At 46.0% G+C, this 12,170-nt stretch carries 12 protein-coding genes; 10 read left to right on the plus strand and 2 right to left on the minus strand.

Features of this window, described 5'->3' with window-relative positions:
- The first annotated feature begins 2 nt into the window (after positions 1-2).
- The 6 genes from R7F64_RS05245 (at position 3) to R7F64_RS05270 (ending at position 7,869) form a co-directional block, all read left to right on the plus strand.
- Entirely contained in the window at positions 3-1,280 is a 1,278-nt protein-coding gene (locus R7F64_RS05245) for an NAD(P)/FAD-dependent oxidoreductase (RefSeq protein ID WP_005377810.1), read from the plus strand.
- Between the two features lie 17 nt (positions 1,281-1,297).
- Positions 1,298-2,164: an N-carbamoylputrescine amidase gene (aguB, locus tag R7F64_RS05250; protein ID WP_206970055.1), complete on the plus strand. Its 867-nt coding sequence runs from the start codon at positions 1,298-1,300 to the stop codon at positions 2,162-2,164.
- Between the two features lie 12 nt (positions 2,165-2,176).
- Complete coding sequence (gene aguA, locus R7F64_RS05255) at positions 2,177-3,259, plus strand: agmatine deiminase (RefSeq protein ID WP_318071499.1); 1,083 nt, start codon at positions 2,177-2,179, stop codon at positions 3,257-3,259.
- A 54-nt stretch (positions 3,260-3,313) separates the two neighbouring features.
- Positions 3,314-4,741 (plus strand): NAD-dependent succinate-semialdehyde dehydrogenase, encoded by a 1,428-nt coding sequence (locus R7F64_RS05260; protein ID WP_318071500.1) that lies wholly within the window; start codon positions 3,314-3,316, stop codon positions 4,739-4,741.
- A gap of 14 nt (positions 4,742-4,755) precedes the next feature.
- Entirely contained in the window at positions 4,756-6,027 is a 1,272-nt protein-coding gene (gene gabT, locus R7F64_RS05265) for a 4-aminobutyrate--2-oxoglutarate transaminase (protein ID WP_318071501.1), read from the plus strand.
- A 519-nt stretch (positions 6,028-6,546) separates the two neighbouring features.
- Positions 6,547-7,869: an EAL domain-containing protein gene (locus tag R7F64_RS05270; protein WP_318071502.1), complete on the plus strand. Its 1,323-nt coding sequence runs from the start codon at positions 6,547-6,549 to the stop codon at positions 7,867-7,869.
- Between the two features lie 132 nt (positions 7,870-8,001).
- On the opposite strand, the gene R7F64_RS05275 is transcribed toward R7F64_RS05270, so the two are convergent.
- Entirely contained in the window at positions 8,002-8,889 is an 888-nt protein-coding gene (locus R7F64_RS05275) for a DMT family transporter (protein WP_064353868.1), read from the minus strand.
- A 110-nt stretch (positions 8,890-8,999) separates the two neighbouring features.
- Between R7F64_RS05275 and R7F64_RS05280 the strand changes: the two genes are divergently transcribed.
- The 4 genes from R7F64_RS05280 (at position 9,000) to R7F64_RS05295 (ending at position 10,927) form a co-directional block, all read left to right on the plus strand.
- Positions 9,000-9,482: a MarR family winged helix-turn-helix transcriptional regulator gene (locus tag R7F64_RS05280; protein ID WP_017633984.1), complete on the plus strand. Its 483-nt coding sequence runs from the start codon at positions 9,000-9,002 to the stop codon at positions 9,480-9,482.
- A 23-nt stretch (positions 9,483-9,505) separates the two neighbouring features.
- Positions 9,506-9,859 carry an MmcQ/YjbR family DNA-binding protein gene (locus R7F64_RS05285; protein ID WP_054577888.1) on the plus strand — a complete coding sequence of 118 codons (354 nt, stop codon included), beginning with the start codon at positions 9,506-9,508 and terminating at the stop codon, positions 9,857-9,859.
- 119 nt (positions 9,860-9,978) lie between these two features.
- The gene (locus R7F64_RS05290) at positions 9,979-10,413 is read left to right on the plus strand and encodes a DUF962 domain-containing protein (protein WP_005377800.1); all 435 of its coding nucleotides are present in this window, start codon (positions 9,979-9,981) and stop codon (positions 10,411-10,413) included.
- 202 nt (positions 10,414-10,615) lie between these two features.
- Positions 10,616-10,927: a hypothetical protein gene (locus R7F64_RS05295; RefSeq protein ID WP_054577887.1), complete on the plus strand. Its 312-nt coding sequence runs from the start codon at positions 10,616-10,618 to the stop codon at positions 10,925-10,927.
- 151 nt (positions 10,928-11,078) lie between these two features.
- Here the strand turns inward: R7F64_RS05295 and R7F64_RS05300 are convergent, their stop codons facing one another.
- A complete protein-coding gene (locus R7F64_RS05300; protein WP_054577886.1) occupies positions 11,079-12,170 on the minus strand; it encodes a hypothetical protein in 1,092 nt (363 codons plus the stop codon).

Here is a 12,170-nt window from a genome sequence, read left to right on the forward strand (position 1 = left end):
CTATGAACAAGCATACGGATTCGTTCTACGCGCACTCTGTGCCAAACATGCCGGAATACCCACAGTTGCAAAACGACATCGAGTGCGATGTGTGTGTAGTCGGTGCGGGATTTTCTGGTCTTTCTTCTGCACTACACCTTGCAGAAAAAGGTTTTAAAGTCGTTGTGCTAGAAAGCGCAAAAGTGGGCTTTGGAGCAACTGGTCGTAACGGTGGCCAAATCGTTAACAGCTACAGCCGAGATGTTGACGTGATTGAAAGCCGTTACGACCAAAACCAAGCCAAAGCTCTGTGCGATATGATTTTTGAAGGCGGCGATATCATCCGTGGCCTGATCGACAAATACGACATCAACTGTGATTACAAGCAAGGCGGCTTGTTCACGGCACTGAACAGTAAACAACTCAAAGGGCTAGAAGAACATAAGAAGAACTGGGAGCGTTACGGCAACGACCAACTGACTCTGCTTGACGCAGGAGAGGTAGAACAAGCGGTAGGCACTAAAGTATACACTGGCGGCTTACTGGATATGCGCGGTGGTCACATTCACCCGCTTAAACTGGCATTGGGTGAAGCTGCTGCGTTTACGTCTCTAGGTGGTCAAATCTTTGAGCAGTCGGCGGTCGTGTCGATTGATAAAGGTATTAACCCAGTAGTGAAAACGGCGAAAGGCAGCGTGAAGAGCAAGTACGTGGTACTGGCAGGTAACGCCTACCTTGGTGGTTTGGCACCAAACATCAGCAACAAAGCGATTCCGTGTGGCACACAAGTGGTGGCGACTCAGCCTTTGAGTGATGAGCAGCTAAAACAAGTGCTGACTAGTGACTACTGCGTTGAGGACTGTAATTACTTGCTTGACTACTTCCGCTTAACCGCCGACAAGCGTTTGTTGTTCGGAGGTGGTGTGGTTTACGGAGCACGTGACCCAGAAAACATCGAAGCACTGATCCGTCCGAAGATGGAAAAAGTCTTCCCACAATTGAAAGGCATCAAGATTGATTACACCTGGACAGGTAACTTCTTGCTGACTTACTCACGCATGCCGCAATTTGGCTCGTTTGCAGACAACATTTACTACCTACAAGGCTACAGCGGTCACGGTGTAACGTGTACTCACCTAGCAGGTAAGTTGCTGGCCGAAGCTCTGACCGGACACGCAGAACGCTTTGACGCGTTTGCTGCACTGAAACATTACTCCTTCCCGGGGGGCCGCCACTTCCAAATTCCGTTTACGGCAATGGGCGCGGCTTACTACAACCTACGTGACAAACTGGCGATTTAAGAGATAAGGAATATCAAATGAGCAAAGTAGTGAAATTTGCAGCCCTTCAACTGACGAAAAGCTGGGATCTGGAAGATAACTTAGCCAAAGCAAAAAAGGCGATTCGTGAAGCAGCACAAAACGGTGCGAACGTGATTCTTCCGCAAGAGCTGTTCGCTGCGCCTTACTTCTGCAAAAAACAGGAAGCAAAGTATTTCGAGCTTGCAGAAGAAACGGAGAATTGTCGTCTTATTAAAGAGATGAGTGCGTTGGCTAAAGAGCTCGGCGTGGTTATTCCAGTCAGCTACTTTGAAAAAGCGGGCAACACGTTTTTTAACTCGCTAGTGATGATAGATGCCGATGGCACGGTATTAGATAACTACCGCAAGTCACACATTCCTGACGGCCCGGGCTACAGCGAGAAATACTACTTTAGCCCTGGCGATACCGGTTTCAAAGTGTGGCAAACCAAGTTCGGTAAGTTCGGTGCTGGCATTTGCTGGGACCAATGGTTTCCAGAGCTTGCACGCAGCTTGGCTCTGCACGGCGCGGAAGCGATTTTTTACCCAACTGCAATCGGTTCTGAGCCTCAAGATTCGACACTGGATTCACGTGACCACTGGCAACGTACAATGCAAGGTCACTCGGCAGCAAACCTCGTTCCAGTGATTGCGTCAAACCGAGTGGGCACTGAAGTCGATGATGGTATCGAGACGACGTTCTACGGCTCTTCTTTTATCACTGACCACACTGGTGCAAAAATTGCCGAAGCACCGCGTGAAGGTGAAACCATCATTTACGCAGAAATCGACCTCGCTACGACAGCGAAAGCGCGTCACGCGTGGGGCTTGTTCCGCGACCGTCGTCCAGACCTTTACACCAGCGTTGGCAAACTAGCTGTTTAAAGAGGCGTTAAAATGAAGTTATCGACAACACCAGCGCAGGATGGCTTCTATTTTCCGGCTGAGTTTCAGCCGGTTAGTGAAGTTTGGCTAGCGTGGCCAGAAAGGAAAGACAATTGGCGTGATGACGCATTACCCGCGCAAGAAACCTTCGCCAGAATCGCGAACTTAATCGCGGAAGTGACCAAAGTGTGTGTGGCGGTGTGCTCGCACAACTTTGACCGAGCGCGTCAAATGCTTCACTCAGATGTACGTTTGGTGGAAATCCCATTTAACGATGCGTGGATGCGAGACATCGGGCCGACCGTGCTTGTTAACCGAGCGGGCGAGCGCCGTGGGATTAGTTGGCAATTCAACGCGTGGGGCGGTGAATACAACGGGCTTTACGACAACTGGCAGCAGGACGATCTTGTCGCTGGCTCGGTGTGCGACATCATCGGTATTGATTATTACCGCGCACCGTTTGTACTTGAAGGTGGGGCGATTCACACCGATGGTGAAGGCACCCTTTACACCACAGAGGAGTGCTTACTCAGCCCAGGACGTAATCCGCAGTTGAGCAAAGCGCAAATCGAAGAGCAGTTAAAGGCGTACCTCGGTATCGAAAAAGTCATTTGGTTGCCAAATGGTTTATTCAATGACGAAACAGACGGCCATATCGACAACCTGATGCACGTTATCGCCCCGGGTAAAGTGGTACTAAGTTGGACCGATGACCCAAGCGATCCGCAATACGCGTTATCTCGTCAAGCGGAACAAGTACTGAAATCTCAGCACGATGCGAGAGGGCGCGAGATTGAAATTGTCCGTTTGCCATTACCGGGTCCGTTGCATTACAGCGAGCGTGAAGCCAATGGCATTGACGCCAGTTCAGGAATGAGTCGACAAGCTGGCGAACGCCTAAGTGCCTCTTATGCCAACTTTCTTATCGTCAACGAGCATGTGTTCTTGCCGATGCTGGACGAAGAGATCGACGCTATGGCGATCGATATTTTGCAAAACGCGATGCCGGAATACCAAATCATCGCGATACCGTCGAGAGAGGTTCTACTCGGCGGAGGGAACATCCACTGCATTACGCAGCAGATCCCTGCTTAAACATAAACTCGCCGCTGGCTTAGCGGCGATGATGAGTTGTCAAAAGGAATGACCATGCAACAGATACAAAACCAAAGCCTTGTTTCGTTTATGGTAGCGAATCCACAACAGGGCATTGCAGTGACTAATCCGGCGACCGGAGAACTCCTCGGGTACGCACCAGTCTCAACCGAAAACGACATTTTAAATGGCATTGAACGTGCCAGTGTGGCGCAGAAAGAGTGGGCGGCACTGCCAGCAAAAACGCGCGCTGGCATGCTCAATCGTTGGTTCCAACTTCTGTTAGAAAACAAAGCCGACCTTGGCCGTTTGATGACGTTAGAGCAAGGTAAGCCGCTAGCGGAAGCTCAAGGTGAAGTGCTTTACGGTGCGAGCTTTATCGAATGGTTTGCTGAAGAAGCGAAACGTACCTACGGTGAGACGATTCCTGCGCCAAGTGCGGACAAGCGTTTGGTGACCATCAAACAGCCAATTGGTGTCGCCTGTGCGATTACGCCTTGGAACTTCCCAATTGCGATGATCACGCGCAAAGCAGGGCCAGCTTTAGCGGCCGGTTGTAGCTTTGTCGTAAAACCATCTGAATCTACGCCGCTGTCTGCGTTTGCGGTCGCAGAGCTTGCCTATCAAGCGGGTATCCCTCGCGATGTGCTGCAAGTGGTTCTGGGTGAAAATTCACGTCAGGTAGGCGCTATTTTCACTTCGCATCCGTTGATTCGTAAGTTGTCTTTCACTGGCTCTACCCAAGTTGGTAGTGTGCTGATGCAGCAAAGTGCGGGGGACATTAAACGCACATCAATGGAACTGGGTGGTAATGCACCGTTTATTGTGTTTGATGACGCTGATATCGATGCAGCCGTGACAGGTGCAATCGCTTCTAAATTCCGTAATGCTGGTCAAACATGTGTCTGTGCTAACCGTTTCTACGTGCACAGCAAAGTGTATGACGAATTCGTTGCTAAGTTTGACGCTGCGGTTCAGCAGCTCAAAGTTGGTAACGGATTGGAAGAGGGGGTCAACATTGGTCCAGTGATCAGCGAGTTAGCGAAGCAAGGCATTCAAGCGTTGATCGATGGTGCTATCGAGCAAGGCGCGAAGCCGGTTTCAGAACTTAAAAAGCTCGATGGTTTATTTATGCAGCCAGTGGTTCTCAAAGACGTTACTCACGACATGAAGATTGTTTCCGAGGAAATCTTTGGCCCTGTCGCGCCAGTGATTCGTTTTGACAGCGACGAACAACTAGTCGAAATGGCGAACGACACCATTTACGGTCTTGCGTCGTACTTCTACAGCCAAAACATCCACCGTGTTTGGAAAATCGCAGAAGCGCTCGAATACGGCATGGTTGGCATTAACGAAGGCATGATGTCTACTGAAGTCGCTCCTTTCGGCGGTGTTAAGCAGTCCGGCATCGGACGCGAAGGAGCAAAACAAGGTATCGATGAATATATGGACGTGAAATATCTCTGCTTTGGCGGCAACTAATTAAGGACAAAACAATGACAAACCAACAACTGCACGAAAGAAGAAGCCAAGTTATCGCTCAAGGCATGGGCGCACTGTACCCACTTTACGTAGAGAAAGCAGAAAACGCTTACGTATGGGATATCGAAGGCAACAAATACATAGACTTTGCAGCGGGTATCGCGGTAACTAACACCGGGCATTCTCACAAGCGCATTAGCGAAGCGGTAAAAGCTCAGCTGGACAATTTCTCACACACGTGTGCGATGGTTACGCCATACGCGTCATTCGTAGAGCTGGCTGAAAAGCTGACAGAACTTGTACCAGGTGAGACTAAGAAGAAAGCGATCTTTCTAACCACTGGCGCCGAGGCGGTCGAAAATGCCGTAAAAGTGGCACGCGCTCATACAGGCCGTAGCGGCGTGATAGCGTTTAAAGGCGGCTTTCACGGTCGCACAAACATGACGATGGGGTTAACTGGTAAAGTTGCGCCGTACAAAGCGGGCTTTGGTCCTTTCCCGAACGAAATCTACCACGCGCCTTACCCAAATGCGTTTCACGGCATCAGCGTTGAGCAAAGCTTACAAGCGATCGACGATCTATTTGCTTGTGATATTGAACCATCACGTGTTGCGGCGATCATCTTCGAGCCAGTACAAGGTGAGGGCGGCTTCTACAAAGCGCCTGAAGCGTTTGCACAAGGCTTGCGTCAGCTGTGTGACAAGCACGGTATCATGCTGATTGCGGATGAGATCCAAACGGGTTTTGCCCGTACCGGTAAAATGTTTGCGACGGAGCACCTAGGCATTGAACCCGATCTAATGACAATGGCGAAAGGCATTGCTGGTGGTTTCCCAATCTCAGCTGTTGTTGGTAAAGCGGATGTAATGGACTCCGCACTGCCTGGTGGTTTAGGTGGTACTTATGCAGGCTCGCCACTCGGTTGTGTTGCTGGTCTTGAAGTGCTGAAAATCATCGAAGAAGAAGATTTGTGTGCTAAAGCGATGGGCATCGGTGAAGTGGTCAATGCACGTATGACCAAACTGCAACAATCTGTGCCTGCTATTGGTGAAATCCGTACTACGGGTGCGATGATGGCGATTGAATTTACTGACCCAGAATCAGGTAAGCCGCTACAAGAGATGACCAAATCGGTGATTTCTAAAGCGCAAGAAAACGGCCTTATCCTGCTTTCTTGTGGAGTAAAAGCGAACGTGATTCGTCTGTTACCTCCACTGACCATCGAATCTGACGTACTGAACGAAGGCTTAGATAAGTTGGAAAAAGTGATTCTTGAAGTGGCGTAATTCACGCGCTTTTAAATAGCAATAACAAATCAAGGAAGCGGTTGGCATCAATCGTTTCCTTTTTGTTTTTTAGCGTATCTGCTGCCTATCTAAAAAGTATTGCTCAAGCTCCAAGTCGTCACTTTTATTACGGATGACTTAACAATTGGGCTCGTTCTTACTTTCCACTTAGTCGCTACTTTGTTCTCCTCGAATGTGGTTTGGTGCTCGCATTCTAAATCCCGACATCTGAAAGCCACTTGAGTCTATAATTTTATTGAGCGTCATTCCTCACTTTTTGGACTATAAAAATGAGATAGTATTCATATCCCACTTAGGTTGCTTGTCAGATTAGCAGGACGAACTTTGATAACAAAGAATACAAGGTATGCCATTTTACTCGGCTTAGTTCCCATCGCCATATTTGTAGTGGCCTTTCATTCGATAACCAACTTTTACGTCAACTCGGTAAAAGCGTCGAAAATAGATGCTTACGTAGATTATTTAAATCAAAGGTCTGCCTATTTGGACGGAGCAATAGTGAAGCAGATTGCTCAGTTAGATTTTACTTGTAGTGATAGTGATGTAAGAACTTTACGCGACCCACGTTTTTATAACCGTTACATTCGTTTTATTGCGATGACCACAGAAGGCGGAAAAACGTGTTCCACGGTTGGTAGTGAAGTGTCTCGCCCATCTAGTAGTGAACGATTTCAGATGGATGAGAACTTTTTCGCATCACTTGTTTTGCCGCAACAGAATGACCAAATAGAGTGGATGGTCATTTATGATAATGAACACGTTGAAGTCTTCTGGGTACTTGATAACAGTTGGGTTAACGAGGTAATAAAAACGCCTTGCAAAGACTGCCTATTTGTAGAGTTTAAGTATGATGAACCAATATTTGGTGATTTAACGATAAGCCGTGGCAAAGCGAATATTGCAGGAGAAGAAAACGCACTATCAAAAGAGTTTTTCTTTTCAGGAGATTCTCAAGCCAACATGCTCATAAAGATATACAGCGGTGAAAAACTTAAACATTATGCTCAGGAAAGAGTACTTTTGTGGGGCGGTCTTGTAAGTGTGCTGGCTGGTCTTGTGACTGCATTTTCATACATATCAGGTAAAAGCTTGAGAAAATCCATTACAGGTCTAATTGAAAATGGGATTAGTAATGCAGAATTTATTCCTTACTACCAGGCGATTGTCGATAGTCGCGATGGTAAGACAGTAGGATATGAAGCTCTGATTCGATGGTCGCGGCGTGATGGAATGGTGCCACCAAATATGTTTATTGGTGCTGCAGAAGAAAGTGGCCTGATTATCCCGATGACCAATCAGCTTATTCGTAAAATCATACAAGACTTAAGTGACTTACCCGAGCATACGTGGGTCAGCATCAATATTGTTTCCTCCCATTTAGAGTCAGGTGTATTAACGAAGTTACTGTCGGAGTTAAATTGGCCAATCTCTAATAGAATTCATTTTGAATTGACCGAGAGAATACCAGTAAAAGACACTGAGGCCGCGAAAAAAGAGATTTTGTATTTAACGAATAAAGGCTACAAGTTCAAAATTGACGATTTTGGTACCGGATATGGTGGCTTTTCTTACCTACAAGATTTGGGCATCCGGTGTGTAAAAGTGGATAAGATGTTCATTGATCCAATAGGATCTGACGACCAAAAATTGAAAGTGCTGGACTCAATTGTGTCTGCAGCGAACAAAGCGGAATGTGAGATGATTGCAGAAGGTGTAGAGAGCCAGGCTCAAGTCGAATATCTGGCTCAGCATGCGATTTACCTTATTCAAGGTTATGTTTACGCTAAACCAGAGCCCCTGACTAACCTTGCAAGCGCTTAACAGCCATAATGTCAAAACGTACCGTTTTAAAGGTGTCAGTTGCCTAGGTTAGCGCTGATTTCTGCTGATGGGGTTACACTTGAGGATTCCTAACACTCTCATTACTTCTAGAGTGTTAGGAATTAACGTTACTTAGGAGGAGAGTGCGGCTCTTTTCGTTTTGATTGACGTAATGAGCTGAGGTAGTAATGACATTACGATCATTCCTAGCATTAAGCTGTATTGCAGAGGAGTGAACGTTTCCCCCAATAGCAGTAGGCCCGAAACAATGCCTGCGACTGGGTTTGCAATACCGCCAAAGGTAAAATCTACGACCGACATCCGCTGTAATAACCATACATACATGCCATACCCTAATGCGGTGTTCAGAATAATTACCCACAGTAACCCTAGAATATTCGTCATGGATACGTCCTGAACGACCGTAACATATGGCTCTGGATTGTTTATCGCCAGCACACTTGTTGCGATAGACATAATCACGCCACCCAAAATGAGCTGCCATGTTAGCACTGTCCACCAGTGCATTTTTGTACCTAGTGACTTTGTTACGCTACTTCCTATCACGATGCACATAATGGCGGAGATCATCGCAAGTAAGCCCACGGGTTCGAGAGAAATAGAGCTAGGATCAAATAAGAACCAAGCTAAAGCAATCAAAGTTGCGCCGCTTATAGCTTGAATGCCACTAGGCTGACGTTTGTAGACCGCCCAACCAAACAGCATCGCAAAAACGGGGACCGAAACCATACCAACACCAGAGATGGCAGAAGGAAGCGTCAACGCCATGACAAAAATGAGACCAAAGAAGCAAGCGATGTTGATGGTTCCTAAAACAAGCAGCACTTTCCACTCACTTCTTTTTGGAAACGAGGGCTTTATTGCCAGCAACAAAAGACCCGCAGGCAGTGCCCTTAGAGCGCCAAGTAAAACGGGAGGCCAGTCCGGTAGAGTAAACTGAGTAACAGCGTAAGTCGTCCCCCAAAAAAAGGCAGGAATCATCGCAAGTAAAATGTTCATGTTAAATATCTTTATGTAGAGATAATTAAATGTAACGATATCGGCAAGGTGGCTTTTTGTAAAGTATCTTTATGTTAAAATAAAAAATATATGATGTTTGGAGAGAAATAATGGATGCAATTGATAGAGTGGTAGAGCAGTGGGCTAGGGAGAAGCCAGACCTCGACACTGAACCGATGGCAATAATGGGTCGACTAATGCGAATTGCAAAACACATGGAATCTAGGGTCGCCGAGCTACATAAGAAGTACGACCTGAAAATGGGTGAATTTGATGTGTTAGCGACACTGCGTCGAGCTGGTTCACCATATTGTCTTACTCCCTCAGCGTTAATAGAGTCGATGATGCTCACTTCGGGTGCGATGACTAATCGCTTAGATAAACTAGAGAAGAAAGGGTTTATTACCAGAACCCATAGCAAAGAAGACCGACGTAGCGTCACCGTTGAACTAACAGAGCAAGGCTTAACCTTAATTGACAAGCTAATTTTGGAGCATGTAGACGTTCAGCAATCGTTATTGCATGGTTTAGAAGGCAATGAAAAAGAGCAGGTTAACCAGGCGTTAAAATTGCTATTGCCACAATTTGAATGAGAACGCAGAAGGAGGCAGGGGATATGAAAAGCAAAGAACTAGAACAATACTTAAGTACCTTCATGTGTGCAGAAAGCGATTTCCCATTTGGGCCTGAAGCGCTTGTTTACAAAATCAAAGGCAAGATGTTTGCCATCATTGCAGAGAGAAAAGGTCGGGAGTATGTCAGCGTAAAAGTAAAACCAGAAGATGGAGAAGTCTTAACGTCGCAGTTTACGGACATTATCCCGGGTTATCACTTAAATAAGCGTCATTGGATAACGGTTTATTTTAACGGTGATGTCGAGGATGGGTTGATTCAAGATTTGTGTGAACGCTCTTATGCTCTTGTCGTTGCCAAGCTGCCGAAAGCACAACGAGCGTTGCTTGGTGAGTAATCGGCAACGCACTGGCCTCTGTTGTTTTGTCGCTCGTTGCTCGTAGCCTTTACGGAAAAATTCGCACCTTTTTCATCCTCGGGCTATATAAGAATAAGAAGGTGGAAAAGGGGAATGATATGCGAGCATTATCTGAATGGCTAAAAGAATACGGGGAGAGTCACCAAAACCCTATCAACCAAAAGATTCACACAATCGCAGTTCCAGGTATTTACCTTTCTGTGGTTGGACTTATTTGGTCGATTCCCCAGATTTCATTATTAGGCTTCGAACTTAATTGGGTTTGGGTAGCGGTGATCCCCACTTGGGTTTTCTATTTTCGTTTGTCTCTGAGCGTATTCATGATGATGATCGGCTACACATTAGCGTGCATTGGCCTTATTTGGTCTCTAGAGGTATTGATGTTGCCCGTTCTGCATATTTCTATGCTCTTGTTTGGTGTATTGTGGATATTGCAATTTATCGGTCACAAGATTGAAGGTAAAAAACCGTCGTTTTTTGAGGATTTACAGTTTCTACTCATCGGCCCGATTTGGGTGTTCAGAAAACACTAGCGATAAGCAAAATCAGGCATCATCCGAATGACACAAGACATATAACGTTCAGAGATTATGTAGCTCTTACTACAGAATACCTCTCCTTCTTATTGCCACGACAAGCATTCACTTTAGATACGCACTATGATTAAAGAGGTGCCAACGCACTTTACGCTATCGAGATACTTAAACTTACGGCAAGTTTACTTTAGGGGGATGAATGTACGACCGACAATATAAATATGCTTATTGGAGAGAAGAGCGTAAAAAAGGCAAATGGCACTATATATTAAAGTCCTTCTTTATGATTTGTTGTGCATTACTGCTTGGTAAAGTCATCGGTTTGTTCATTTTTGGAGAGCTGCATTCTTTAAGCGACATTTGGGAACAACTCCCTGCGGATGTTTTTATTATGATGCTCGTGGGCTTTCCAATTAGTGTCCTTGGTTGGTACCACGAAGAGTCAAAGTTTTTCCGGGCACTGCGACGCAAAGAAAAGCGGTTAAAAGACAATCAAAACAAACCGAAATAGAGTAACCTTTGTCTGTGTTTGGATTGCCACTTACCTATCTGAACTGTTCGATTTTACCCCTTCCAGTCGTTTAGCGTTTAGTTACGTGTTGCAAAAAGCCTTCTTAATGCAACAGCCCCTAGCGTTGTGGAAATTGGTACTGTAAGAAACATTAAAAAACGAAGTTGAGCATTAGCGTATAAAGGCTCGCACTGTCATCCTTTGGGGCTGATGAAAACGCGCCAGAGCTATTATTGTAGGCGTTGAACCTTTGCCATTCTGCGTTTAGGGAAACGTTGTAATCTAGGTCGTATCTCAATCCGAGTAAGAAACTGTCTCCACTTTTTTTATCCCGACTATTAAACTGCTGACCGTAAACAATATAAGGAGTTAGCTTGTTTACATTATAACTTGTTGTCGCGTACCAAGATGAGGAAAGATTGCTGGTCTGTCCTTCTGCCATAATCACAATGTTATCGAGCTCGTATCTTAACCCTAGAGAAAACAGATCGATCGTGTTGTTTTTTTCTGTTTCAACTAGACGGTCAATGATTGTGGTTCCGCCACCGGGAGTGGATTGCTCAATGTTAGAGAGCGTCGTTGTTTGATCATAATCGCCGTGGAGGTAGGAAAAATTCCAACGATAACTCTCTCCGCTTAGCGTTAAGTTCATCCCTGCAGTGTTGTTTGACTCAATTTCCAATTCAGTACGTTCATTGATGGTTACGTCACTATTGTCTTTAAACCCGACAAACGGCATGGCGGTAAGTACGACTTGCTCATTGAGGTCATGAATCCAGCGTGCAGATAGGCCGTTATAAGCCGTGATACCTAGAATGCTGTCATATACCTCATTCGGTGGGCGGGCTTGGGTAAAAGCGTGGCCGACATAGTTGTACTCAGACATCAAAAACAGTGGCAGTCTTAAGCGTCCTCCTCGTATTTCTATGTTTTTATAGGTATAAGCCAAATACGCCCACTCGAGCTGAGGCGAGCTCCAATGGTCTTGCGGGCGCTTTACGACTTGTGCGGATGCCCGAAATGCCTTGTGAAAATAATCGAGCTGCATGCCGAAAGTGGTATCGCAATCGAAACAAGATTCATCGCCAATAAAGCGGTTAACTAGTACCGTAGTTGGGTTATCGGATTTTGCCCACGACGTAGAGCCAAAACCACTTAAAGAAAGTTGTTCTGTTAGCTCAATCGTGGCTGAGCTCGGAAAGGTCGCGATACTCAGCGATAACATGGTTAAATATTTTTTCAT

Origin of the sequence: Vibrio sp. Vb1980, from assembly GCF_033338615.1 — a bacterium.
Classification (GTDB): domain Bacteria; phylum Pseudomonadota; class Gammaproteobacteria; order Enterobacterales; family Vibrionaceae; genus Vibrio; species Vibrio alginolyticus.

What these genes read in the sequence shown, in the direction of transcription:
- gabT (WP_318071501.1), top strand. Translation starts at nt 4,756, where the DNA reads ATGACAAACCAACAACTGCACGAAAGAAGAAGCCAAGTTATCGCTCAA.
- R7F64_RS05295 (WP_054577887.1), top strand. Translation starts at nt 10,616, where the DNA reads ATGTACGACCGACAATATAAATATGCTTATTGGAGAGAAGAGCGTAAA.
- R7F64_RS05300 (WP_054577886.1), bottom strand. Translation starts at nt 12,170, where the DNA reads ATGAAAAAATATTTAACCATGTTATCGCTGAGTATCGCGACCTTTCCG.
- R7F64_RS05260 (WP_318071500.1), top strand. Translation starts at nt 3,314, where the DNA reads ATGCAACAGATACAAAACCAAAGCCTTGTTTCGTTTATGGTAGCGAAT.
- R7F64_RS05275 (WP_064353868.1), bottom strand. Translation starts at nt 8,889, where the DNA reads ATGAACATTTTACTTGCGATGATTCCTGCCTTTTTTTGGGGGACGACT.
- R7F64_RS05285 (WP_054577888.1), top strand. Translation starts at nt 9,506, where the DNA reads ATGAAAAGCAAAGAACTAGAACAATACTTAAGTACCTTCATGTGTGCA.
- aguB (WP_206970055.1), top strand. Translation starts at nt 1,298, where the DNA reads ATGAGCAAAGTAGTGAAATTTGCAGCCCTTCAACTGACGAAAAGCTGG.
- R7F64_RS05290 (WP_005377800.1), top strand. Translation starts at nt 9,979, where the DNA reads ATGCGAGCATTATCTGAATGGCTAAAAGAATACGGGGAGAGTCACCAA.
- R7F64_RS05280 (WP_017633984.1), top strand. Translation starts at nt 9,000, where the DNA reads ATGGATGCAATTGATAGAGTGGTAGAGCAGTGGGCTAGGGAGAAGCCA.
- R7F64_RS05245 (WP_005377810.1), top strand. Translation starts at nt 3, where the DNA reads ATGAACAAGCATACGGATTCGTTCTACGCGCACTCTGTGCCAAACATG.
- aguA (WP_318071499.1), top strand. Translation starts at nt 2,177, where the DNA reads ATGAAGTTATCGACAACACCAGCGCAGGATGGCTTCTATTTTCCGGCT.